At 64.1% G+C, this 23,694-nt stretch carries 21 protein-coding genes; 10 read left to right on the top strand and 11 right to left on the bottom strand.

Going from position 1 to position 23,694, the window contains the following annotated elements; genetic code table 11:
* Both EOD43_RS11910 and EOD43_RS11915 read right to left on the bottom strand, forming a co-directional pair.
* Positions 1-882, bottom strand: a complete 882-nt coding sequence (locus EOD43_RS11910) for a hypothetical protein (RefSeq protein ID WP_127744053.1) — start codon at positions 880-882, stop codon at positions 1-3.
* A gap of 3 nt (positions 883-885) precedes the next feature.
* Positions 886-3,327, bottom strand: coding sequence for a cyclic nucleotide-binding domain-containing protein (locus EOD43_RS11915; protein WP_127744055.1), 2,442 nt, complete (start codon positions 3,325-3,327; stop codon positions 886-888).
* 192 nt (positions 3,328-3,519) lie between these two features.
* Here EOD43_RS11915 and EOD43_RS11920 point away from each other — a divergent pair, with 192 nt between their 5' ends.
* Both EOD43_RS11920 and EOD43_RS11925 read left to right on the top strand, forming a co-directional pair.
* Entirely contained in the window at positions 3,520-4,515 is a 996-nt protein-coding gene (locus EOD43_RS11920; RefSeq protein WP_127744057.1) for a tetratricopeptide repeat protein, read from the top strand.
* Positions 4,516-4,521: 6 nt separating this feature from the next.
* On the top strand, positions 4,522-4,827 hold the full coding sequence (locus EOD43_RS11925; protein ID WP_127744059.1) for a hypothetical protein: 306 nt from the start codon (positions 4,522-4,524) through the stop codon (positions 4,825-4,827).
* Between the two features lie 100 nt (positions 4,828-4,927).
* Here EOD43_RS11925 and EOD43_RS11930 read toward each other — a convergent pair whose 3' ends face one another.
* The 4 genes from EOD43_RS11930 to EOD43_RS11945 are packed head-to-tail and all read right to left on the bottom strand — an operon-like array spanning position 4,928 to position 8,812.
* Complete coding sequence (locus tag EOD43_RS11930) at positions 4,928-5,356, bottom strand: DUF5990 family protein (RefSeq protein ID WP_127744061.1); 429 nt, start codon at positions 5,354-5,356, stop codon at positions 4,928-4,930.
* Between the two features lie 8 nt (positions 5,357-5,364).
* A complete protein-coding gene (locus tag EOD43_RS11935; RefSeq protein ID WP_127744063.1) occupies positions 5,365-5,778 on the bottom strand; it encodes a DUF1489 domain-containing protein in 414 nt (137 codons plus the stop codon).
* A gap of 34 nt (positions 5,779-5,812) precedes the next feature.
* Positions 5,813-7,222: a magnesium transporter gene (gene mgtE / locus EOD43_RS11940; protein ID WP_127744065.1), complete on the bottom strand. Its 1,410-nt coding sequence runs from the start codon at positions 7,220-7,222 to the stop codon at positions 5,813-5,815.
* 36 nt (positions 7,223-7,258) lie between these two features.
* Entirely contained in the window at positions 7,259-8,812 is a 1,554-nt protein-coding gene (locus EOD43_RS11945) for a DHA2 family efflux MFS transporter permease subunit (RefSeq protein ID WP_127744067.1), read from the bottom strand.
* A gap of 147 nt (positions 8,813-8,959) precedes the next feature.
* On the opposite strand from EOD43_RS11945, the gene EOD43_RS11950 reads away from it, so the two are divergent.
* Positions 8,960-9,418 (top strand): peptidylprolyl isomerase, encoded by a 459-nt coding sequence (locus EOD43_RS11950; protein WP_127744069.1) that lies wholly within the window; start codon positions 8,960-8,962, stop codon positions 9,416-9,418.
* Between the two features lie 58 nt (positions 9,419-9,476).
* On the opposite strand, the gene EOD43_RS11955 is transcribed toward EOD43_RS11950, so the two are convergent.
* Positions 9,477-10,364 (bottom strand): LysR substrate-binding domain-containing protein, encoded by an 888-nt coding sequence (locus tag EOD43_RS11955; protein WP_127744071.1) that lies wholly within the window; start codon positions 10,362-10,364, stop codon positions 9,477-9,479.
* Between the two features lie 395 nt (positions 10,365-10,759).
* Here EOD43_RS11955 and EOD43_RS11960 point away from each other — a divergent pair, with 395 nt between their 5' ends.
* The 3 genes from EOD43_RS11960 (at position 10,760) to EOD43_RS11970 (ending at position 14,112) form a co-directional block, all read left to right on the top strand.
* A complete protein-coding gene (locus EOD43_RS11960; protein WP_127744073.1) occupies positions 10,760-11,413 on the top strand; it encodes a class I SAM-dependent methyltransferase in 654 nt (217 codons plus the stop codon).
* An 80-nt stretch (positions 11,414-11,493) separates the two neighbouring features.
* Entirely contained in the window at positions 11,494-11,835 is a 342-nt protein-coding gene (gene rpoZ / locus EOD43_RS11965) for a DNA-directed RNA polymerase subunit omega (RefSeq protein ID WP_127744075.1), read from the top strand.
* A gap of 186 nt (positions 11,836-12,021) precedes the next feature.
* Positions 12,022-14,112 (top strand): RelA/SpoT family protein, encoded by a 2,091-nt coding sequence (locus EOD43_RS11970; protein ID WP_127744077.1) that lies wholly within the window; start codon positions 12,022-12,024, stop codon positions 14,110-14,112.
* 679 nt (positions 14,113-14,791) lie between these two features.
* Here EOD43_RS11970 and EOD43_RS11975 read toward each other — a convergent pair.
* Both EOD43_RS11975 and dinB read right to left on the bottom strand, forming a co-directional pair.
* A complete protein-coding gene (locus tag EOD43_RS11975; RefSeq protein WP_127744079.1) occupies positions 14,792-15,637 on the bottom strand; it encodes an OmpA family protein in 846 nt (281 codons plus the stop codon).
* Positions 15,638-15,945: 308 nt separating this feature from the next.
* Positions 15,946-17,061 (bottom strand): DNA polymerase IV, encoded by a 1,116-nt coding sequence (dinB, locus tag EOD43_RS11980; RefSeq protein WP_276318189.1) that lies wholly within the window; start codon positions 17,059-17,061, stop codon positions 15,946-15,948.
* 156 nt (positions 17,062-17,217) lie between these two features.
* Here dinB and EOD43_RS11985 point away from each other — a divergent pair, with 156 nt between their 5' ends.
* Positions 17,218-17,700, top strand: coding sequence for a hypothetical protein (locus tag EOD43_RS11985; protein WP_127744083.1), 483 nt, complete (start codon positions 17,218-17,220; stop codon positions 17,698-17,700).
* 276 nt (positions 17,701-17,976) lie between these two features.
* Entirely contained in the window at positions 17,977-18,678 is a 702-nt protein-coding gene (gene ctrA, locus EOD43_RS11990) for a response regulator transcription factor CtrA (protein ID WP_127744085.1), read from the top strand.
* A 205-nt stretch (positions 18,679-18,883) separates the two neighbouring features.
* Here the strand turns inward: ctrA and EOD43_RS11995 are convergent, their stop codons facing one another.
* Together EOD43_RS11995 and EOD43_RS12000 are read right to left on the bottom strand one after the other, a co-directional pair.
* A complete protein-coding gene (locus EOD43_RS11995; RefSeq protein ID WP_127744087.1) occupies positions 18,884-19,750 on the bottom strand; it encodes a TauD/TfdA dioxygenase family protein in 867 nt (288 codons plus the stop codon).
* 75 nt (positions 19,751-19,825) lie between these two features.
* Positions 19,826-21,163: an alginate export family protein gene (locus tag EOD43_RS12000; RefSeq protein WP_240653164.1), complete on the bottom strand. Its 1,338-nt coding sequence runs from the start codon at positions 21,161-21,163 to the stop codon at positions 19,826-19,828.
* A 161-nt stretch (positions 21,164-21,324) separates the two neighbouring features.
* On the opposite strand from EOD43_RS12000, the gene EOD43_RS12005 reads away from it, so the two are divergent.
* Together EOD43_RS12005 and EOD43_RS12010 are read left to right on the top strand one after the other, a co-directional pair.
* Entirely contained in the window at positions 21,325-22,758 is a 1,434-nt protein-coding gene (locus EOD43_RS12005) for a circularly permuted type 2 ATP-grasp protein (protein ID WP_127744089.1), read from the top strand.
* Positions 22,758-23,693, top strand: coding sequence for an alpha-E domain-containing protein (locus EOD43_RS12010; RefSeq protein WP_127744091.1), 936 nt, complete (start codon positions 22,758-22,760; stop codon positions 23,691-23,693). The genes EOD43_RS12005 and EOD43_RS12010 overlap by 1 nt, the downstream gene beginning before the upstream one ends.
* Position 23,694: the final 1 nt, after the last annotated feature.

The raw sequence follows: 23,694 nt of genomic DNA on the forward strand, positions 1-23,694 counted from the left end.
TCACCAGTAGAAGAAGACGGCGAAGATATGGACGAACAGCGCCGAGATCAGCGCGAAGGTCAGCGGCACATGAATGTACAGCCACACCTCCAGCAACGCCTTCAATCGCAAATGCTTTCGTATTCGCGATAGCGAGGATCGCTTGCGTTCGAGCAGGGTTTCGACCTGGTCGAGCGCGTCATTGCCGTAACCGCTTTCGCGGCCCGGCGCGCTGCGGATCAGATCGAGCGCCTTCTTCGTCCCGCACTTCGGATAATGGCCCGAAAGCCGCGCGATCAGCCCGCCCGCGAACGGATCGTCGTTCAGCGAATATTGCACCATTTCCGCTTCGTCATGGTTCAGCGGCTGGGCAGCGTCGTGGATCTGGCGATCGAGCATGCGCAGATTGTCGAGCATCTGCACCTGCGTCGTCTCACCGCGGTTCGCCGAAAGCTCCTGCGGGACGAGCGAGTAAGCGGTGATGCCGAAAATGCCCGAGATGATCACGAACATCATCAGCGCATAAGCGAGCGTGTGGACGTTCCAGCCGAACTGGAAGCCGGTGTGCAGCGTCGCGATGACGATCAGGGCGAGGCCCAGATAGACGTGCGCCGACGTCCACGCCTTGAGCGACCAGCGCCCCGGCGTGATCGTGCGCTTGCGCGCGCCCAGCATCGTCAGCCACAGGATCAGGCCCGCACCGATCGTGCCCATGATATAACCATAGGCGCTGCCCCCGTTCGGGCGCGGCTCCACATGGTTGAAACCGTAGATCAGGATCGCGAGGAAAGACGCCGCGAACGCGATCTTGAGCCACAGGAAACCGCGATAACGCAGGAAGCTTTCGTGGTCCGAATGGCGGGTGCGACCCGTGGTCTTCTGCCGGTCAGCCTTGCTCGCCATGACTTAAGCCTCGCCGCGTTCGAGACGGGCGACCGTCAGGAACTCCTCGGGGGCGACGCGGATCGCGGCGCCGGTCGGGCAGGCGCGCACGCAGCTCGGCCCGCCCTCGATCCCCGAACACATGTCGCACTTCACCGCGCGCTTGGCCTTTTCGCCCTTGGCGTTCTTATACGCCCATTCGTGGCTCGGCTCGCCCGGCCCCGGCCCCTTGCCGAACAGGAACCATGTCCACAGGCTCGGCTTCTTGGGCGGCTCCTTCTCCATACGGATCACGCCGTAGGGGCAGTTGCGCTGGCAATTGCCGCAGCCGATGCAGGTCTCGTCGATATAGACCTCACCGTCCTGGCCGCGGTGGATCGCGGTGGGCGGGCAATCGGCCATGCAGTGCGGGTTTTCGCAGTGACGGCAGCTCGTCGGCACATGGAGGTGCGCGAAGGTGCGCCCCGCCTCGCGATCGAGCCGCGAAATGCCGTCATGGCTGTCCGCGCACGCCTTTTCGCAATTGTCGCAGCCGACGCACAGATTCTCGTCGATCAACAGCACGTCGGTCGCCTCGCCGACGCCATTGTCGACCAGGAAGTTCGCGACGTTCGAATACATGTCGACGACGCTGGAGAAGCTGTCCTTCTTCGCCTCGATATAGGAAGCGAGATCGATCCGCTCGCCCATCGCGTTGCGGGCCTTGGTGCCGAAATCGGGCTTCTTTTCGAGCAGGCGGCGGAACGCCTGACCGTTCAGCTTGATGACTTCGGACTTCACCGCCGCACGCACCGTCTGCTTGCGGATGCCGTTGTCGAACAGTTCGAGTTCGCCGACATAATTGCCGGCGGGAAGGTAGGACAGGAAGACCGGCTTGCCGCCTATCGTCTTCTCGACAACCATCGAGCCGGAGCGGATGACGAACACGTCGTCGCCCGGCTCGCCCTGCTTGAAGATCGCCTGCCCTGCGCGGACCGACTGGATCTCCGCCGTCTCCAGCACTTCGGCCAGATCGCTCGGCGTGATGCCCGACTGGAACATCTGGAGCAGCTGACGCTCGGTCGAGATGCGCGTCACGGCGCGCTTCACCGCCGGCACCGAGCCCATGAGCTTGAGGATCGCGTTGCGCGGGATTTCGACGACCACCGTGTCGGCGATCGCACGGATCGTCGAACCGCGGCGGCGGCCCGAAACCAGGCCGACTTCACCGAAGATCGACCCGCCCGGAATGACGATGCCGGTCGAACGGCCGTCGGGCAGCGGAATGTCGACCTTGCCCTGCGCAATGCCGAACAGCGACGATCCCGGCGCGTTCTTTTCGAAGACGATGTCGTTCGTCTTGTAGAAGCGCACTTCGGAATCGAGCATGAACTCGCGCATCTGCAGCGGCGAAAGGTCGCTGAGGATCAACACGTTGTTGCGGATGAACTCGAGCCATTCGTCGACCGACTTCTTGATCGGCAGATTGGCGAACTTGGCGGCCAGGATCGGTTCGTCGGCGGGCTTCAGGCCCGTATTGCCGTTGATGAACTCGACCGCGTCATAGCCCTGGTTCATGCAGTGCTTGATCAGCGGATAGCCGGCCAGCGCGCCGATCACGAAGATGCCGGCATTGGTCGTTTCGAACGACGGCGACAGCTTCGGGAAGGCTTCGCGATCCTCGCTGGTGAACTGGATGCCGCAGCTTTCAATGAACTTGCGCGGCGCGGCCGACCCCATGCGCGCGATGACGCGGTCGCACGCAATCTTCGCTTCGCCGTCGCGCGTGTCGAGGACCAGGAAGCCGCGCTCGATCCGGTTGGGCGAGGTTTCGGTCATCACGTTGACCCGGCCTTCGTCCGCCGCCGCCATCAGCAGCTTGACGTTCGCGCCCTTCGCCTTCGAAAAATCGGTACCGCGATTGAGGATGGTGACGACATTGCCCTGCGCCGCATCGGCCGCGAGGCCCAGCGCATTTTCGATGCCCGCGTCGCCCGATCCGATGACGGTGATATGTTCGTCGACATATTCGCCGGGATCGTCGAGCTGATACTGGACATGATCCATGTCGCCGCCGGGGCAGCGGACCAGATTGGGGTTGCCCTGCGTGCCGATCGCCAGAATGACGTTCTCGGCGCGGATCTGGCTCTTGTCAGTCAGGGTGATGGTGAAGTTGCCCTTCTCACCCTCGATCGCCTTGACCTCGCCGTTCAGGCGGACGTTGATCTTCTGTTCGGCGGTCTGCGTATCCCAGATGCCCAGGATAGTCTCGCGCTTGCCCGCATCGAAATCGATGTCGGCGCGCAAGACGAGCTGGTTGGGCGTCGCCATGACGTGCTTGCCCTTCTGATACTTGTAGATCGTATCGGAAAGGTGATCCGTCTTTTCGAGAAGGATATGGGAAATGCCGAGCTTCGCGGCATGGGCCGCAGCACTCAGGCCAGCCGGACCCGAGCCCACGATAGCGATGCGGAAGATGTCGCTCACTGTCCCCCCTGCCTGTTCGCGGACGCCCTGCCCGGCATCCGACCCACTCAGTTCGTCATCGATCCGTCCCCGATCGACGATTCACTATTAAGCGAGCCCTGACATCACTTTATCAGCTTCGCTACGTTGCGCTAGACTTTGATTGCGCTTGCGAAGACGAAGCCTGACGTTCCTATAATTTGGAGAATCGCCTTGAACAACAGCGAGCCGGCAAAACCGCGCTTCACCCTGTCTTTTGGGCGCGTAGCACTGCTGTTGGCGGCGCTGATCGCGGTCGTTGCGGTCGGAATCACGCAATATCGCAAGTATAAATCCGCCGATCCGGAGACCTCGACCGATTCTTCGGCGCCCGCCGGCCCGGTTGCTGACGTCGCGACCATGATCGCGTCTCTGGAGAAACGACTCCAGTCGAATCCCAATGATGCCGAGGGATGGAACATGCTCGGCTGGTCCTATTATTCGACCGGCCGTTACGCCGATTCTGCTGCGGCTTATCGTCACGCGATCGACATCGATCCCAAGAATGCGACCTATTGGTCGGCGCTGGGCGAAGTCGAGGTGCTGTCCGGCCCCGGCGGTATCACCCCCAAGGCGACCGAAGCGTTCGGCAAGGCGCTGGCGATCGATCCCAAGGATTTTCGTGCGCGTTACTTCATGGGCGTGAAGAAGGATCAGGACGGCAAGCATCAGGAAGCCATCGACGACTGGATCGCGCTGGTTCAGGAGGCGCCCGCCGGCGCGCCGTGGGAGGATGCCGTCCGCGACCTGATCGACAAGGCGTCGAAGGAGCATAAGATCGACGTCGCCGGCCGCGTGCCGCCCAAGCGCGTCGCGCCGATGGCCGATGTGGGCGGCGGCATGGGCGGCATGCCCGTCACCGGGTCCGGCGCGCAGGTCGCGACCGACGGCATTCCGGGGCCGAGCGCGGGCGACATGCAGGCGGCCGCCGGCATGACGACCGGACAGCAGAACGAGATGATCGCCGGCATGGTCGGCCGCCTCGCCGCGCGGCTGAAGGCCAACCCCAAGGATGGCGACGGCTGGATCCGCCTGATGCGCGCCCGCATGGTCCTCAACGATCCGGCCGCCGCGCGTCAGGCGCTGGCCGACGGCAAGGCGGCATTTGCGGGCGACAAGGCCGAACTGGCGCGGCTCGACGAAGCCGCGAAGGCGCTGGGGGTGCAATAGACCCCAGTGGATCGGTACGCCTTCCCTCCGCCCTGGATCGCCCTGCCCGGCCTGACCGCCGACAATCCGGCGACCCAGGGCGCGGAGGAAGCGTGCATCGATATATGGTTATCGGACTGGCGAAGCCTCTCTACAGAGGAAAAGGCCGAATATCTCGATCGCTGGGATGCGTCGACCGAATGGCGCGAGGCGATTGCCGAACGTTTCGAGCGCGACGCCGCATGGCTGGAACAGGATGCCAGGGACGCCGCCGAATGGGCGGCGGCCCATCCCCTGCCGCCGCAGCGTCGATGGTGGCAAATCTGGCGATAAAAACTCGTCATCCCGGCGGAGGCCGGGATCTCAGCGAGTATCTAGGCGCGAGTTAGCCGCAAGAGCCTCCTGAGATCCCGGCCTCCGCCGGGATGACGGACTAGCTGGGCACCACGGCACGCCGCAGCGGCTTCACCGTCGCGCAGGCGGGCGTCCCGTCCTTGCCGGTGCCGTCGATCACCGTTTCGATCACGCCGCCGCCCGCAATCGCGCGGTCGATCAGGTCGGCACCGATATTGTGGATGTCGATCTTCATCCGCCGCGACCAGGGCGAGGCCGGATCGCCCGCCAGATCTCCGATGCGGATATAGACGAAGCGCCGCTCCGGCCCTTCGCGGCGCACCTGATCGCCAAAGAATTTCGGCCCCGGCCCGATGCGCACGGGGAAATCGAACACCAGCGCCTCGCCATCTTTCGACGCCTTCGGATCGAGCGGTGCGTCATCCTGCTGCAGACTATGCGGCACGCCGATCACTGGGCGTTCGATCACGATACGAAACGCGACCTCGACCTGATCCGCCTTCGCCATATCGCCCCCTAAAGCAGCCCCAGCGCCGCCAGTTCGGCCTGCATCGCCGCCGGTATCCCTTCGCCGCCGCCAAGATCGGTCAGATCGCGCGGCGCATCCTTGCCGGCGAGATAGCGCCAGCCCTGATGCGCGCGCTTGGGGCGCGGCTCGACCATGATCATTTCGGGCGACAGGCGGATCAGGGTGTGGCCATTCTCACCCTCCTCGAAGCCAAGGATCGGCTGTCGCAGCCCGAATTTGTGCTGCGATATCCAGTAGAGCGACGCCCCCTCCATCTCCGCCTCGCGCTTGGGGCGGTAGCGGGTGTGGAGCAGGATCGGCTCGCCACGTTCGGCGCGCGCCTCCATCCGGCGGCGCAAATCGTCGAAGTCGGCGCAGCCGAAGGCGATCTTGGTCAGGTGAAGCCCGCTGGTCTCTGTCATACGAGCCGCCATATCGGACGGCGCGGGCGCGGGTTCAACCGTGCAGGCCCCACAAGGCAGCGAGGCCGAGGAAGGAGAAGAAGCCCATCACGTCGGTCGCGGTGGTCACGAACACCGCCGACGACACCGCCGGATCGGCGCCGACCTTGTCCAGCGTCACCGGCACGAGGATGCCGACCAGCCCGGCGGTGATGTTGTTGATCAGCATCGCAAGGCAGATGACGATGCCCAGATGCGTATTGCCGTAGAGGAGCGACACTGCCGTCCCGATCAGCAGACCCAGGCACAATCCGTTGGTCAGCGCGATCCGGAACTCGCGCAGGATCATGCGCTGCGTGTTCGAACTGGTCAGCTGGTTGAGCGCCAGCGCGCGCACCGCCACCGCCATCGTCTGGGTGCCGGCATTGCCGCCCATCCCCGATACGATCGGCATCAGCACCGCCAGCACGACGAGGCGCGAAATGGTGCCCTGGAAGAAGCCCACCACCGACGCGGCGAGCATCGCAGTGCCGAGGTTCACGATTAGCCATGACAGGCGGACCTTCACCGTCTGCAGGATCGGTTCGTTGATGTCGCCGTCGCCCGCGCCGGACAGCTTCAGGATATCCTCGCCGGCTTCTTCCTGAATGATGTGGACGATGTCGTCGACGGTGATCATGCCGACGAGGCGGCCCGCCGGATCGACCACGGCGGCCGAGATAAGCGCATATTTCTGGAAGCGGAGCGCGACTTCTTCCTGATCCATGTCGACCGGGATCAAAGTCTGTTCGCGCTGCATCACATCGGCGATCGCGATCGATCGCGGCGTGCGCATCACCCAGCTCAGCTTGCAGGTGCCGACCGGGTGGTGGAAATGATCGACGACGAAGATTTCCCAGAAATCGGTCGTCAGATCCTCGTTGCGGCGCAGATAATCGAGTACGTCGCCGACGGTCCAATGTTCGGGCACCGCGATCAGATCGCGCTGCATCAAACGGCCGGCCGATTCCTCCGGATAGGAGAGCGCCTCTTCGATCGCGGCGCGATCGTCCGGCTCCATCGCGCGCAGGACGGCGCGCTGCTCCTCCTCCTCCAGCTCCTCGATGATCGCGACGGCGTCGTCGGTGTCGAGCTGGGTGGCGATTTCGGCGACCTGATGCGCGTCGAGTGCGTCGATCAGTTCGTCGCGCACCCACTCGTTCATCTCGGCCAGCACGTCGCCGTCGAGCAGTTCCGCAATGGCCTTCGCAATGGGACGCCGCATATCCTGCGGCGCCAGTTCGAACAGATCGGCGATGTCGGCCGGGTGGAGCGGGCGCACGAGCGCACGCGCACCTTCGTCGTCGCCCTGCTCGACACATTCGACCACGGCATCGACGAAGCTCGATTTCATGCGATCGTCTTCGTCGTGGAGGGTTTCGACCTCCGCGTCGTCGATCTCGATTTCGGGCTCGCGCTCGCTCATTTGGCGGCTCTAGTCACTTTTGCGCCGCAGCGAAACCTACTCGCTGACCGCCATCGCCGCCTCGCCCTTTCCGGGCGGCGCAACCTTTTTGACGAGCAGCGGCACGGGCAGCAGCACGATCGTGGCGACCATCAGCACCCAATAATCGTCGATATAGGAGATCATCAGCGACTGGCGGGTGATTTCGGCGTCCAGCATCGCGACGACACTCGCCGCCCTGTCGCCCAGCCCGGTCAGGATGCTGTCCATCAGATAAGGCATCGTGCTGGCGTGGACCGATCCGGCCAGCTCCTCATGATTGACCTGCATGTTGCGCGCGAGGATCGCGTTGACCGCCGCGATGATCACCGAACCGCCCAGGCTGCGCGCCAGCGAATAGATCGATGTCGCATCGGTGCGGAACCGCGGATCGAGCGTGGCGAGCGACATGATGTTGATCGGCACCATCGACATGCCCATGCCGATCCCCTGCAAGATACCCGACCAGATGATCAAAGACTTGCCCATCTGCAGCGTGAAGCCGGTCATCATCCACAGCGACACCGCCATGATCGCCATGCCGGTGAAGATCAGCAGCCGGGCGTCGATGTAGGACATCAATTTCCCGGTCACGAGCATCGCCGCCATCGCGCCCAGCCCGCGCGGCATCGACATCAGCCCCGCATCGGTGACGGTGTAGCCCATCAGGCTCTGCAGCATCGGCGACAGCAGCACCGAACCCGCCGATGCGATCGCCCCGATCAGGAAGACGAGCGAGAGCGCCGCGACGAAACTCGAATTCTTCAGCGGCTCGATCGAGAAAATCGGCTCCTTCGCCGACCGCAGGTAGAAGCACAGGATCCAGAAGGCCGACATCGCCAGGCCCGCCTCGATGATGATCTCCCACGATTCGAACCAGTCCTCCTGCGTGCCGCGATCGAGCACGAGCTGGAACCCGGCGACCGCGATCAGGACGAGACAGAAACCGATCGCATCGAATCGGCGGCGATCGGCGGGGAACATCGGCGAAAAGGCCCACATGCCCGCCGCCGCCAAAATGCCGACCGGCACGTTGATGAAGAACACCCAACGCCAATCGAACGCATCGGTCAGGAACCCGCCCAGCACCGGCCCCAGCACGGGGCCGACCATCACGCCCAGCCCCCAATAGGTCATCGCGGTCACGCGGGTTTCGGGTGGGTTGATGTCGTACATGATCGCCTGCGACATCGGCGTCAGGAAGGCGCCGAAAATCCCCTGCGCCACGCGCGACGCGATCATCATCGGCAGTGAGACGGAAAAGCCGCAGAAGGCCGAACTGACCGTGAAGCCGATGATCGCGATCACGAACAATTGCTTGCGCCCCACCCGTCCGGACAGCCAGCCGGTCATCGGCGTCGCGACCGCCGAGGCGAGGATGTACGAGGTCAGCACCCACGAAACCGAATCGCGCGACGCGCCCAGCGCGGCTTCCATATGCGGCAGCGCGACGTTCGCGATCGTCTGATCCAGCACGACCATCAACGTCGAAAGCAGCGCGAAAACGCTGACGCCGAAGCGCTGCGCAGGCGGCATGTTGGCGGGATCGGAGCTTTGAACGGCACTGGACATCGGCGGACCCGCTTCTTCGATACGCCGCCGGCCGGCGGGCTCCCTCCCATGTCACCTGAGCGCGTGCGGAGCAATCACCGCTCGCTAACGTCATCAACTCTCGATAGAGGGCGCGCCAGATTCGTTTTCATATCAAGGAGAGCCCGGATGGCCGATCCCGAGAACACCCTGACGATCACGCTCGAAACCGGCGATGTCGTCATCACCCTGCGCCCCGATCTTGCGCCCAAGCATGTCGAACAGATTTCGACGCTGGCCAAGGAAGGCTTTTACGACGGCGTGGTGTTCCACCGCGTGATCCCCGGCTTCATGGCGCAGGGCGGCGATCCGACCGGCAGCGGCATGGGCGGTTCGCACCTCCCCAACATCCCGGCCGAGTTCAGCCGCGAGCCGCACGTCCGCGGCGTCTGCTCGATGGCGCGCAGCTCGAACCCGAACAGCGCGAACAGCCAGTTCTTCATCTGCTTCGACGACGCACGCTTCCTCGACGGTCAGTACACCGTGTGGGGCGTGGTCGAATCGGGCATGGAGCATGTCGACGCGCTCCCCAAGGGCGAGCCGCCGCGCACCCCTGGCAAGATCGTCAAGATGACGGTCGGCGCCTGATCCGATTACCGGTTCGAATGAAAAGGCCCGGCGGAGCGATCCGCCGGGCCTTTTCGTATCAGATCGTCGAGAGGCTGCTGAACAGCCAGTCGTGGAACAATCGCACCGCGCGGTTGGACAAAGCCGGGCGGCGACAGGCGAACCAGTAGCTGTACGGGCTCTCGATCTTCTGGCTGTCGAACAGGTTCACCAGCCGCGTGTCATGCGCGCCGTCCAGATGCCCCTGGAGCATGAAGGCGATGCCCAGCCCCTGCGCCGCCGCCTCGAGCATCAGCTGCCCCGAGTCGAAATGGTCGACTGCCGCCGGCTCCAGATCCTCGAGTCCCATCGCCTCGCGCCACGCCGAAAAGACTTCGGGCATGTCGCGGTGGAGGAAGATCGTCGTGCGGGCCAGATCCTCCGGCCCCGTGATCGGATAGCGCCCCTCCAGCATCGATCGGCTGCCGATCGCGGCGGCGAAGTCGCGGTCGATCCGGCGCGAATAGAGGCTGACGTCCACGTCGCGCGCCAGCACGATCGCCGCATCGACGCCCTCGCCCAGCCGCGACAGTGCGTGCGCGGCGGTGTCGATATCGATGTGCAGTTCGGGATGTTTTTCGCGCAATTCCGGCAATCGGCCGATCAGCCGCTGCGACGCAAACAATGGCAGCACGCCCAGGCGCAGGCGCAGCACTTCGGTGTCGCCCGAGGTCGCGTCGATCGCCAGCGTCAGCGCGTCGAGCGCGGGGGCGATCCGGTTGAGCAGCATTTCGCCGTCGCTCGACAACACCATCGCCTGATGCCGCCGTTCGAACAGATTGCGCCCCAGAAAGCGTTCGAGCGCCTGGACGCGACGGCTGAGCGCAGGCGAAGACAGCGCCAGCTCCTCGGCTGCCGCTTTGACTGATCCGAGGCGCGCGACATGCACGAACGCCTCGATGGCCGTGAGAGGTGGAAGCCTGCGCATCGTCCCTTTTGCCCCGTATTGGCAGTTTCCGCACCGCATCGCAGCACGGCAAGGTCACGGCACCTCCCCTCGGATACCGCTATTTTCAGCCGATAAAACTGGGATAGTGCATCATTGCAACAATTGCAACCATCCGATCATGTTCCGCACTTGCTCAAGATGATGCTGCGGCGCACAAAGGTCGTGCCTTTCAGGCATCCTCTCCTAAAACTTTCCAGGCCGGTCCTTCGGGATCGGCCCTTTTTTTGCCCTTGCGGTGCTTCTCCGTCGCAACCACATGGCGCCTCATCCTTTTTTACACCCGGACGACGTTTCGGTGACGGTACGCCGCTTGCCTTCGGGACGATGTTGCGTCAACGGATGCGGAATCCATAAGAAAGATCGCCAGGAGCATCATGGGTAATCTCCCCGGGGAAATCGCACTCAAGAGCCGCACCCGCCTCTCGCGCCGCGGCGGTGCCCCCAATCCCTTCGCGCTCTTCTTCACCCAGTTTCTGCGCCATCCGGTGATGATCGGTTCGATCATCCCGTCGTCGCGCCGCACGATCGACAAGATGCTGTCGCGGGTCGACTGGGCGAATACGAAGCTGTTCGTCGAATATGGTCCGGGTGTCGGCACCTTCTGCGGCGCGATCCTCGATCGACTGCCGGCGGACGGCACATTGCTGGTGATCGATACCAACCCGGTGTTCATCGATTACCTGCGCCGCCGCTTCGCCGATCCGCGGTTCATCGCGGTCAACGGCTCGGCCGCCGACGTGAACGAGATCATCGCCTCGCACGGGTTCAAGGCGGCAGACTATGTCCTGTCCGGCCTGCCCTTCTCCACGCTGCCGCCGGGCGTCGCGCCTGCGATTGCGGAGGCGACGCACCGCGTGCTGGCGCCGGGCGGCCAGTTCCTGGTCTATCAATATGCCGCCAAGATCGTGAAGCTGCTCAGCCCGCATTTCGCGCGGATCGATGAGGGGCTGGAATGGATCAACATCCCGCCGTGCCACCTCTATTGGGCGCACAAGGATGCGGCCGAGCCGGTGGCCGAAGCGGCCTGAAGGCCATTTTCCTTTACTTTGGCGGCCCGGCCTGATAGCCGCCCCGCTTTCCCTGATCTCCCGTATTCGGAGCCTGAAGTATGGCGCGCGTTACCGTCGAGGATTGCGTCGACAAGATTCCCAACCGGTTCGATCTGGTCCTGCTGGCCGCGCAGCGCGCGCGCCAGATTTCGGGCGGCGCCGAACTGACCCTCGATCGCGATCGCGATAAAAACCCGGTCGTCGCGCTGCGCGAGATCGCCGAACAGACGATCACGCCCGCCGAACTGCACGATTCGGTCGTCGGCTCGCTCCAGAAGGTCCAGGTGGACGATGAGGATGCGCCCGATGAAATCGGTTCGCTCTCGGCCTCGGCCGAAGCGCTGCGCCTGACCGCGGCGGCCCCGCCCCGCAATCAGAATATCGGCGGCGATTACGACTAACCCCTAATTCCGTCATCCCGGCGGAGGCCGGGATCTCAGGAGGTGGTGAGGCCAGCTCGCCGCAAGAGTCTCCTGAGATCCCGGCCTCCGCCGGGATGACGATCCGGTCGGAATTGTTGCGTTTCTGCCACAATTCCCGCGCTTTGCCTGTTGCGCAAATGCCCCTCGCCACCCCATTGTTAGGGTGTGCTGAGACAATATGAACTGGTCGACCGGGTCCTCGCTTATGACCCCGACGCCGACGAGGCGCTGCTGAACCGCGCCTACGTCTTTTCCATGCAGGCCCACGGATCGCAGAAGCGCGCCAGCGGCGATCCCTATTTCAGCCACCCGATCGAGGTGGCGGGCATCCTGACCGACCTGAAGCTCGATGCCGAGACGATCGCCACCGCGATCCTCCACGACACGATCGAGGATACGGTCGCCACCCCCGAACAGATCGAAAAGACTTTCGGCGGATCGGTCGCCCGCCTCGTCGACGGCGTCACTAAGCTGTCGAAGATCGAGGCACAGACCGAGAATGAGCGCGCCGCCGAAAATCTGCGCAAATTCCTGCTCGCGATGTCGGACGACATCCGCGTCCTGCTGGTGAAGCTGGCGGACCGGCTGCACAATATGCGCACGCTCCATCATATCCCGTCCGAGGCGAAGCGCCGCCGGATCGCCAAGGAGACGATGGACATCTACGCCCCGCTCGCCGAGCGGATCGGCATGTACGAGTTCATGCGCGAGATGCAGACGCTCGCCTTCCAGCAACTCGAACCCGAAGCCTATGAATCGATCGTCAAGCGGCTCGAACTGCTCAAGGAAGGCGGCGGCGATCTGATCGCGCGGATCAGCTCGGGCCTGCGCCTGCAGCTGGGCCGTGCGGGCATCAATGCCGAGATTCAGGGCCGCGAAAAGCATCCCTATTCGATCTGGCGCAAGATGGCCGAACGCCACATCAGCTTCGAACAATTGTCGGACGTGATGGCCTTCCGCGTGATCGTGAAGGATGTCGAGGCGTGTTACCGCGCGCTGGGCATCATCCACCGCCGCTGGCCGATGGTTCCGGGCCGCTTCAAGGATTATGTCTCGACGCCCAAGCGCAACGGCTATCGCTCGCTCCACACATCGGTGATCCATAGCGAGAAGGTGCGTATCGAAATCCAGATCCGCACCGAGGATATGCACGCGCAGGCCGAATATGGCCTCGCGGCGCACTGGGCCTACAAGACCGGCAAGCCCGTCAATCACGATGGCGAGGCCAGTTGGATCCGCGATCTGGTCGACATCCTCGAACATGCCGAAAATCCGGAGGAGCTGCTCGAACATACCCGGATGGCGATGTATCAGGATCGCATCTTCGCCTTCTCCCCCACCGGCGAGCTGATCCAGCTGCCCAAGGGATCGACCCCGGTCGACTTCGCTTATGCGGTCCACACCGATCTGGGCGATCAGACCGTCGGCGCGAAGGTCAACGGCCGTGTCGTGCCGCTGCGCACCCCGCTCGAAAATGGCGATCAGGTCGAAATCCTGCGCTCCAAGGCGCAGGAGCCACAGCCCGAATGGCTCAACTTCGCCGTCACCGGCAAGGCGCGCTCGACGATCCGCCGCTACGTCCGCGACAAGGAGCGTGACGAGACGGTCGCGCTGGGCCGGAAGTTCTACGACGAGATCGTCGCCCGCCTCCCCGCCCAGCTCAAGCCCGGCGCGCTGGCCGAGGCGCTGAAACGCCTCAAGATCGGCGACGAGGATACGCTGATGGAGTCGATCGCGCGCAAGCTGATCGACGACACCACGCTGATGGACGCGCTGATGCCCGGCATCGTCGAGAAGATGGGGCCGAGCCTGCCGTCGGGGCAGAAGGAGGCGATCTCGATCGTCGGCCTCACCCCCGGCGTGGCGTTCCAGCTCGCGACCTGCTGCAACCCCGTCCCCGGCGACCGCATCGTCGGCCTGCGCCGTCCCGACCAGCCGGTTGAGGTCCACGCGATCGACTGCCGCCGCCTCGCCGAAAGCCAGGACGCCGACTGGGTCGACCTCGCCTGGGGCAAGACCGACCACGGCGCCGCCCGCCTGCGCGTAATCGTCCGCAACGAACCCGGCTCGCTGGGCGTGATGGCGGGCATTTTGGGCGCGCATCAGGCGAACATCATCAACCTGTCCCTCTCGCACCGCGACGCCAGCTTCCACACCTACGACGTGACCGTGGAGGTTCAGGACGTCTCGCACCTGATGAAGATTTTGGCGGCGCTACGTGCGGCCGACGCGATCAGCCAGGCGGAGCGGGTTTAGAGAGCGAGTTCAGGGCGCGCGCCCTCCTCCCCACTCGTCATTGCGAGAAGCCGAAGGCGAAGAAGCAATCCAGGCCCGCACAGGAGAGTAGCGAAGGCCTGGATTGCTTCGCTCCGCTCGCAATGACGAGAATAGGTGGCTAGCTGCCGTTCGTTTTGGACGGCCACCACACCGAAATCACATATTTCGAGTACGGGCTTTTTCGAAGCGTGACGTGACCGCCGGAAGGAGTCTCAAACGTCGCGCTATCAGCGTTCTGAAAGAGCGCCTCTATCGCAGCGACGGAAGACGCTGGGCAATAATCCTGCATGACGACTTGGACAGCGTATTCCGGCATGACGGACGCGTTTGCCGTAGCCGGCGAGCTTGTCTGGAATATACTGGCTTCAGGACAAATGGGCAGACCAGTGTCTCGCGCCAATTTCCGAGCAAGGGCGGGATCGCGATAATAACCGCCACAGTCGTTCGTGCATGACGACGGCTCGGTTCGGGAGCAGGCGGACAACAAAACCAGCGCTCCAAATGCCCAGATACATCTCATCAGGCTAGGTTTGCATGGGCTCAGAAGGCCTGCAACTCCCACACAAAAAGTCACCCCGAACCGAGTCCGGGGTGACACAAGAGAATACGCTACTCGCACAGCATGCCGGGGCGGGCCCGCAGGACCGCCCCGCGCGCATCACATATTGTCGACGCTCTTGCTGACCATCACGTTCACCGCGACGCGGCGGTTCTGCGCCTTGCCTTCTTCGGTGTCGTTGCTGGCCAGCGGATCGGCGGTGGCCATGCCGGTCGGGGTCAGCATGCGATAAGGCTTCCAGCCGCACGCCTGCTGCAGATAGTTGATCACGCGGCTCGCGCGCTTTTCGCTGAGCGCCTGGTTCACGTCCTCGCTGCCCGTCGAGTCGGTATAGCCGATGACCAGCAGCAGCGCGTTTTCGGTCGCATTGGCCTGCGTCGCGGTCGAGCAGAGCTGTTCCTTGTCCGCTTCCGACAGGTTCGACTTGCCGGTGTCGAAATGGACGTTGGTCGTGTGCTTGATGTTATACTTGTCGATGTCGCCCACGCGGCCGCGCAGCGCCTCGGTGGCCGCCGCCTGCTCGACGAAACGCTGCTCGGTGGCGTTGCGGATCATCGTCGCGGTCTTGAGGTCGCGGGTCTCGAACGTGATCTGGCTGGCGACGAGCTGGCCGCCGCCCTGCATCGTCTTCACCTTCACCGGCAGGCCGTTGAGCAGCGAGTCCGAAGACCTTTTGCCCTTGATCTTGGTGGCCGAATTGACGGCGACGATCGTGCTGCCGCCGTCGGCGGTCGTCACCTTCATCTTGTCGCCTTCGCGTGCGGAGATAACGCCCTTGATTTCAGGGCCCTTAGTCATCTCAACCGGCTCTGCGGTCGGCACGCCGTTGACGATAATATTGGGATCGTTCGCGTCCTGCTGTTGCGCAGACAAGCTGCCTGCGACGGGCAGAGCGACGATAGCAAGAAGGGCATAAAGACTTGGCCTGTTGGCAATGACACGCATATAGCGACTCCTCTATCCTGTCCCCCGGCTGACATTGCGTGTCCAGAACGACCTTTCTGCTGGATGAACGCTGTCCGTAAGAGCGTTCATGTTGCCGATGACGCGAGCGTGGCGTGCGGCGAATTGATGCAAAATGTGTCCGGAGCGTCGCTTTGAGTGACTGCCGACTCCGCCCCAAACTCGTCATTGCGAGCGTAGCGAAGCAATCCAGGCCCGTATGACAGTGGCTCGCGACCTAACTCCAGTGCGGGCCTGGATTGCTTCGTCGCCTTCGGCTTCTCGCAATGACGAGGTGGGGAGTGGAGCCTCTACGGAAAGGCGATCAGCTCCAGTTCGAGCTGCTCGACCTCCACCTCGGGCACGTCGAAGCCCGACAGGGTGACGCCCAGCAGGCGCACCCCCTGCTCCACCGGCTCCAGCGGGGCGAGCAGGGCCAGCGCGACTTCGGCCACCGTGCCGGCATCGTCGATCGGCACCGGCAGGGTCTTCGCCCGCGTGATCGTGCGGAAATCGGCGTAGCGCAATTTGATCGATACGGTGCGCCCTGCCTTGCCGCTGCGCGCCGCGTGGCGCGCGACCGTTTCGCTCGCGTCGCGGAAGAAGGCCGCCATCTCGTCATGCGCGAACACGTCCTGAAAGAAGGTCGTCTCGTGCCCGATCGATTTGCGCACCCGATCGGGCTTCACCTGCCGATGATCGATCCCCCGCGCGGCGAGGTAATAATAATTGCCCGACTTGCCGAAATGCCGGTCGAGCAGTTCGCGGCTCGCGCGGCGCAGGTCGGCGCCGGTGTGGATGCCCAGCTTTTCCATCCGCTTCGCCGTGACCGGCCCGATCCCGTGGAAGCGCCCGATCGGCAGCTTTCCCACGAAATCCGGCCCCGCATCGGGCCGCACCACGCAGATGCCGTTGGGCTTGTTCTGGTCCGACGCGATCTTGGCGATGAACTTGTTGTACGAAACCCCCGCCGACGCGGTCAGCCCCGTCTCCGCCTTGATCCGCCGCCTGATCTCCTGCGCGATCGCGGTCGCGGAGCCAAATTCGGGATGGCCCGCGCTGACGTCCAGATAGGCTTCGTCGAGCGACAGCGGCTCGATCAACGGGGTGAAATCGGCGAATATCTCGTGGATCTGACGCGACACCGCCTTGTAGGCGTCGAAGCGCGGCTTCACGAACACCAGATCGGGGCACATGCGCCGTGCCTGCGACGACGCCATCGCCGATCGCACCCCGTAGGCGCGCGCCTCATAGCTTGCCGCCGCGACCACGCCGCGCTCGCGCGTGCCGCCCACCGCCACCGGCTTGCCGCGCAGCGACGGATCGTCGCGCTGTTCGACCGAGGCGTAGAAAGCGTCCATGTCGATATGGATGATCTTGCGGCCATCGCTGTCGGGCCGATGCGCGCTGTCTTCAGGGGCGTCCACGGAACAAAGCCGATACAGCAGCAGCGCGGCTCAATCCATAGCGGCAATCATTGCATCGCGCGTCGCCATGCGGTTCGTCGCATGAAAGTGCGAAAATCGGAACCGTTCCGAAGTTCCAAGGGTTCTGCCTCCGAACTGATTTGTAAGGAGTGAGTGATGGCTACCACGACCCGCACCCGCTCGACGCCCAAGCGTTCCACGACGCCGCGTCGTCGCAGCACCTCTGCAACCGGGGCGACCCGTTCGGCGAGCGCGAAGAGCGCGTCGACCCGTAAGAAATCGACCACCACGGTCAGCGACATCAGCAGCCGTGCGCAAAAGGCGATCCAGTCGGTTCCTGTGAACCGCAAGACGATCTCGATCGGCCTGGGCGCCCTCGCCGCCGCCGCGATCGCCGGCGTCGCCGCCTATCTGGGCCGCGAGCGTATCGGCCAGCTCGCCACGCAGGGCCGCGAAAAGCTGTCGGGTGCTACCGCACAGAGCCGCGACACGCTCAAGAAGGTCGCCGACGACGTCAGCAAGCTGGCGCATGACCGGATCGACGAGGCCCGCGACAATATCCACCGCCTGCGCGGCCGGACCAACGGCTCGACCAGCAGCGAGTCGGCCGATGTCAGCGTCTCGGCGCTCGCGAGTTAACGCTTCCTCGTTAACCCTTCGACTATAGTGTTACCGCGCGGCACCCATCGGGAGCGGCGGGAACCGGAACGGCCGGGCCTTCGGACCCGGCCGTTCTTTTTTTCCGGGCGTTAACCGCCACGCAACGGCTCTGGGGATATGGTTCCCTTATTAAGTAGTGACCGCAATCTCTCTTAATCCCGCTTTAACCTTTTGCCTTCATATCTTCGATGGTTAACATCGGGGTTCCGATGAGCGGCGTGATGCTCTCGGGACGACATAGGCAAGGAACGACCAATGCGGGTTTTGCTGATCGAGGACGATCCCACCACGGCGAAGGCGATCGAGCTGATGCTCGGGTCGGAAGGCTTCAACGTGTATTCCACCGACCTCGGCGAAGAAGGCCTCGATCTGGGCAAGCTGTACGATTACGATCTGATCGCGCTCGACCTCAACCTGCCCGACATGCACGGCTATGACGTGCTCAAGAAGCTGCGCAACTCGAAGGTCCAGACCCCGGTCATGATCCTTTCGGGCAATGCCGAGATGGACTCGAAGGTCCGCGCGCTCGGCTTCGGCGCCGACGATTACGTCACCAAGCCCTTCCACCGCGAAGAACTGGTCGCCCGCATCCATGCGATCGTCCGCCGTTCGAAGGGCCACAGCCAGTCGGTCATCAAGACCGGCAAGCTGGCGGTGAACCTGGATGCCAAGACCGTCGAGGTCGATGGCGCCCGCGTCCACCTGACCGGCAAGGAATATGCGATGCTGGAGCTGCTCTCGCTCCGCAAGGGCACCACGCTCACCAAGGAAATGTTCCTGAACCACCTTTATGGCGGCATGGACGAGCCCGAACTCAAGATCATCGACGTCTTCATCTGCAAGCTGCGCAAGAAGCTGGCGCTGGCCTGCGGTGGCGAAAATTATATCGAGACCGTCTGGGGCCGCGGCTATGTGCTGCGCGATCCCGAAGATGGTCAGGTGTCGCAGGTCGCGTAACCCGCAACCGCACCCGATCGTTACAGGCGAAGGCCGGACCCCACGGGGTTCCGGCCTTTTCCTTGTCTAAAATCCTCCCCCGCCAGGGGGAGGTGTCAGCATCGCTGACGGAGGGGGAGGATGCGATGATCAGGAGTTGGCCGTCGTCCTCCCCCTCCGTCGCCTTCGGCGCCACCTCCCCTTGGCGGGGGAGGATTAAGAGTGGTCAGTAAACTGCTGTATCCGCTAGATAATCCTCGCCCCGCCCGATCGCCTTCACGCGCGGATCGCTGCTGTTGAAGTCGGGGCACAGCTCGGCGAAATCATGGTCGGCGACGCAGGCGCGCTGGAGCCGCCGCCGCGCCACGCCGGACAGATCGGGTCGCCCGTGCTGGAGCGCATAATTGTCCCAGATCACCAGATCGCCGCTGCGCCAGCGATGCTCGTACACATTGCCGGGCGCGTAGAGCAGGCCGAACAGCAGGTGGAGCAGTTCGTCGCTGTCGGTCTCGTTCATCCCGTCGAGCCGCACCGTCTGCATCTCGCTGACATAGAGGATCGCTTCGCCCGTCACCGGATGGGGGATTACGGCGGGCCGCTCGGCGCGCGGCAATATGTCGGGGATCACGGCCGGGATCGCGCGCCGCGACTGGACGATCGCCATCAGCGCCAGCGCCGACGTGCGCGACAGCCGATCGCGCAAGGCGGGCGAAAGGTGGCGGGCAGCCGCGATCGCATGGGCGAAGCGCGTCACCGTCTCCCCCTCCTCCACGTCGATCGCGTGGAGCGACAGCACCTTGATCGGCTCCTCGGTGAAGCTCAGGTCCGAATGGAAGGCCAAAGCGGTCGATCCCAGCGTGCCATCGACCGAAACCTCCGCCACTTCGCGCCCCACCGGCAGGACATTGCCCAGCGCGCCCAGCGCCCGCGCCTGCTCGTCCTGGCTCAGATGCTGGTTGCGGAAGACGAGCAGCTTGTGCTCGGCGAAGGCCTTGCGGATCGCATAGGCATCGACGGCATCCAGCGGCTGCGAAAGATCGAAAGCACTTTCGACGCCAAAGGGCGCCCCCACGATAGGCGTGAAGCCCGGCATCCCTATCTCCTCTCGTCTATTTTGAGGGGAGCTTATGCCTCGCGGGCGCGATGTCGAGTCTCAGAGGCCCGAGCCTCAGAGGATAGCGAGCAGGTTCAGCGACCAGTAGAAGGCGTCGCGCCCGCGCGCATTGGGCGCCTCGCGCAGGAAGCGGCCGGCGGTGATGTAGGTCGTATCGACTTCGAACTGCAGGTGATCGGGCACGATCCAGTATCGCGCGCGCGCGTCGAACTGGTGCCCTGCGAAGCGCCCCGAGCGCCCGGTGGGATCGATCACATTGCTGGTCGAGAAGGCGTCACTCCGCGAATGCAGCCACATCGGCCGATAGCTGGCATAGAGATCGGATCTTTTGTCGGGCACCGCATCGATCCGCACGCCCGGCGACATTATGTTCGCGCGGCTGATCGTCGCCAGCATCCCCGCCGGCGAATATTCGCCGCGCCGGAAGCCGAAGATCGTGTCGAACCGGCCATAATGTCCGCCGCGCCGATCGCCGCTCGCCACATCGGCGAACAGCGACAGCCGCGGTTTCCATCCGCCCGGCATCGTATAGCCAGCCTCGCCGTGGACGAACCACGCCAGCACGTCGAGCCGCCGGGCGTTCGCGGCCGCCGACGCGCTGATCGTTCCGCGCTGATAGCCGCCCTCCAGATCGAAATCGGCCGCGTCGACCGCCGGCTTGCGGATCAGCCGCAGCGCCACGGTGTCGAGCGAACGGTCGCGCGTCGGCCGCCCGACAATGTCCGATTCGCCCAGATGGAAGAAACTCAGCTCGCCGCTCGCCCCGCCGATCAGCTTCGCACGGCTCACCACCCCGCCCCACAGGACGAGATTGAAGCTCTCCTTGTCGATCCCGCGCTTATTATCGACAATCGAGTCGATATCGTCAGGCCGGCGCATCTGCGGCAGCACATAGACGAGCGCCGCCTGCCAGTCCCGGCCCACCCCGATATCGGCGCGCAGCCCGGTATAGCCCGCCGTCGTGTTGCGATAATCGTCGGCGGCGACCAGGCGGCGCGATCCGAGGTTGAGCATCATCCGCCCCGCCGTCGCCTTCAGCGTCGTGCCCGTGCCCAGCGCATCGCCCAGATCCGCCTCGATAAACGCCTGCACCGGTTCGAACGTGTTCACCTCGGTCGACGTGATCGCGCTGCGCCGGTCATTGCCATAGACGCGGCTGTCCCAAAGCTCGCCCAGCAGGCGGATCGGGCCGTCGCGATATTCGGCGCGGATCGTCGTGCGCAGATTATAGACGGTGTCGTCGCTGCGAAATCCAGGGCGGACCTGATTGTCGATTCCCTCTATCCGCGCGCGCATCGTGGCGCCCAGGGTCAGCCCGTCGGCCGCATCGGCACGCGCCGCACCGACCGCGCACAGGCATAGCCCGATCCCGATTTTCCATGCTGCCCCCACGGCCCCGCCCCTAGCCACGAAATGTTACGCTTCGCAACCGGAACAAGCATCGTGCAGGACGGTTAAGCGGGAACATCACAAGGCCGCATCTTCCCCTCTTGTGCAGCGCAGCGAAGCGTTGCAGTCTTTCCTCCGACGAAAATAAGAAGCACAAGGAGCTTATGGCGATCGAGCGCGCTTTCGACGAGATCTGGGGCTCCAGCGCGTCAAGGGAGGGCCGGCCCGAATTCACCGCCCTCGCCGACTGGATATCGTCCACCCCGCCCGCAGAGCTTGATCGGCGACAACAGGCCGCAGAGGCCGCCTTTCGCCAGCTCGGCATCACCTTCGCGGTCTATGGGGAGGAAGAAAGCGCCGAGCGCATCATTCCCTTCGATATCGTTCCGCGCATCTTCACGAAAACCGAATGGGCCGATCTGTCCGAAGGGCTCGTCCAGCGGGTCGAGGCGATCAACGCCTTCCTTGCCGACGTCTATGGCCCCCGCAAGATATTGAAGGACAAGGTGGTTCCTGAGGAGCTGATCCTCGGCAATCCGCAATTCCGGCCGATGCTCGACGGCGCCAAGCCGCCGCACGGCATCTTCGCGCATATCTGCGGCATCGATCTGGTCCGCACCGGCCCCGGCGAATTCTGGGTGCTGGAGGATAATGCCCGCACCCCATCCGGCGTCTCCTACATGCTCGAAAATCGGGAGGCGATGCTGCGCCTGTGCCCCGAATTGTTCGAGATGTTCCCGGTTCAGCCGATCGATTCCTATCCCGACTCGCTGCTGGAAACGCTCCAGTCGGTCGCGCCCCGCCCCGCCGGCAAGCCGGTCTGCGTGCTGCTCACCCCCGGCCATTTCAACTCGGCCTTTTACGAGCACAGCTTCCTGGCCGATTCGATGGGGATCGAGTTGGTCGAGGCCGCCGATCTCGAGGTCGACGACGACATGGTCTGGATGCGTACGATCGAAGGGCGCGTGAAGGTCGACGTCATCTATCGCCGCATCGACGACGATTATATCGATCCGTTGGTGTTCAAGCCGGACTCGCTGCTGGGCGTCCCCGGCCTGATCGCGGCCTATATGGCGGGCAATGTCGCGCTGGTGAACGCGCCGGGCACCGGCATCGCCGACGACAAGGCGATCTACAGCTACATGCCCGAGATCGTGAAATATTATTCGGGCGGTGAGGCGAAGCTGCCCAATGTCGAAACCTATCGCTGCCGCGAACCGCAGGCGCTGAAGTACACGCTCGACAATCTCGACAAGCTGGTCGTGAAGCTGGTCGACGGATCGGGCGGCTACGGCATGCTCGTCGGCCCGACGGCGACCAAGGCGCAGATCGAGGAATTCCGCGCCGCTTTGCTCAAGGAGCCGCAGCGTTACATCGCACAGCCCACGCTCGCGCTTTCGACCGTGCCGACGCTCACCGAAAGCGGCGTCGCCCCGCGCCACGTCGATTTCCGCCCCTTCGTCCTGTCCGGTTCGAAGGGCGTGACGATCACCCCCGGCGGGCTGACCCGCGTCGCGCTCCGGGAGGGGTCGCTCGTCGTCAACTCCAGCCAGGGCGGCGGCACCAAGGACAGCCTGATCCTGGCGGGAGACGCCTGATGCTCTCGCGCACCGCCGGATCGCTCTACTGGATCGGCCGCTATGTCGAGCGTGCCGAGTTCACCGCACGGCTGATCGAGGCGACGATCCGCCTCGACGCGCTCTCACCCCGTCCCGCGGGTCAGGGCGCGTGGGACAGCGCCCTGCTCGTCGCCGCCGCCGATTATGATTTCGGGCTGACGAGCGAGACGCGATCGCCTCTCAACATCAGCCGCTATCTCACTCTGTCGGCTAGCAATCCTTCGTCGATCCGATCCTGTCTCGATGCCGCGCGCAGCAATGCCAAGTCGGTCCGCACCGCCTTGAGCCGCGATGCGTGGGAGGCGATCAACCGCGCCTGGCTCAACCTGCGCGGCCGCGCGACCACCGGCGGCAACCAGTCGACCCTGGGCATTGTCGAGGCGATCCGCGCGGAGACGCGCGGCTTCGAAGGCGCGCTCCACCGGATGCTGCGCAACGAAGCCTATGCCTTCATCAGCCTGGGCGCCGCGATCGAACGCGCGGACAACACCGCGCGGCTGATCGACGTCAAATATCACCTGCTCCTGCCCGATGGCGAGAAGGTGGGCGGGCCGATCGACCGCGATCAGTGGACCACGATCCTCCACGCCGTCTCCGCCAACACCGCCTATCGCTGGCTCTACAGCGAGGGGCTGAAGCCGTGGCTCGTCGCCGAACTTCTCAGCCTTCGCAAGGAGATGCCGCGCAGTCTTGCCGCATCATCCGAAGAAGTCGTCACCCATCTCAACGCGATCGGCAAGCGCACCGGCCTCCAGTCCGAAGCCGATCGCCTCGCCCGCATGCGCCAGAGCGCGATCGAGCGGACGAGCATCGACACCATCTTCAACCACGGTCTCCACGAATGGCTGAGCGGCTTCATTTACGAAAATGCCCGCATCCATCAGGCGATCGGGGCGCAATTCCGGTTCGGCTGAC

It is taken from the genome of Sphingomonas crocodyli (assembly GCF_004005865.1).
Lineage (GTDB): Bacteria > Pseudomonadota > Alphaproteobacteria > Sphingomonadales > Sphingomonadaceae > Rhizorhabdus > Rhizorhabdus crocodyli.

Coding starts and splice junctions, on each gene's coding strand:
- EOD43_RS11910 (WP_127744053.1), bottom strand. CDS start 882: ATGGCGAGCAAGGCTGACCGGCAGAAGACCACGGGTCGCACCCGCCAT.
- EOD43_RS11930 (WP_127744061.1), bottom strand. CDS start 5,356: ATGGCGAAGGCGGATCAGGTCGAGGTCGCGTTTCGTATCGTGATCGAA.
- EOD43_RS11935 (WP_127744063.1), bottom strand. CDS start 5,778: ATGACAGAGACCAGCGGGCTTCACCTGACCAAGATCGCCTTCGGCTGC.
- mgtE (WP_127744065.1), bottom strand. CDS start 7,222: ATGAGCGAGCGCGAGCCCGAAATCGAGATCGACGACGCGGAGGTCGAA.
- EOD43_RS11945 (WP_127744067.1), bottom strand. CDS start 8,812: ATGTCCAGTGCCGTTCAAAGCTCCGATCCCGCCAACATGCCGCCTGCG.
- EOD43_RS11950 (WP_127744069.1), top strand. CDS start 8,960: ATGGCCGATCCCGAGAACACCCTGACGATCACGCTCGAAACCGGCGAT.
- EOD43_RS11955 (WP_127744071.1), bottom strand. CDS start 10,364: ATGCGCAGGCTTCCACCTCTCACGGCCATCGAGGCGTTCGTGCATGTC.
- EOD43_RS11960 (WP_127744073.1), top strand. CDS start 10,760: ATGGGTAATCTCCCCGGGGAAATCGCACTCAAGAGCCGCACCCGCCTC.
- rpoZ (WP_127744075.1), top strand. CDS start 11,494: ATGGCGCGCGTTACCGTCGAGGATTGCGTCGACAAGATTCCCAACCGG.
- EOD43_RS11975 (WP_127744079.1), bottom strand. CDS start 15,637: ATGCGTGTCATTGCCAACAGGCCAAGTCTTTATGCCCTTCTTGCTATC.
- EOD43_RS11985 (WP_127744083.1), top strand. CDS start 17,218: ATGGCTACCACGACCCGCACCCGCTCGACGCCCAAGCGTTCCACGACG.
- ctrA (WP_127744085.1), top strand. CDS start 17,977: ATGCGGGTTTTGCTGATCGAGGACGATCCCACCACGGCGAAGGCGATC.
- EOD43_RS11995 (WP_127744087.1), bottom strand. CDS start 19,750: ATGCCGGGCTTCACGCCTATCGTGGGGGCGCCCTTTGGCGTCGAAAGT.
- EOD43_RS12005 (WP_127744089.1), top strand. CDS start 21,325: ATGGCGATCGAGCGCGCTTTCGACGAGATCTGGGGCTCCAGCGCGTCA.
- EOD43_RS12010 (WP_127744091.1), top strand. CDS start 22,758: ATGCTCTCGCGCACCGCCGGATCGCTCTACTGGATCGGCCGCTATGTC.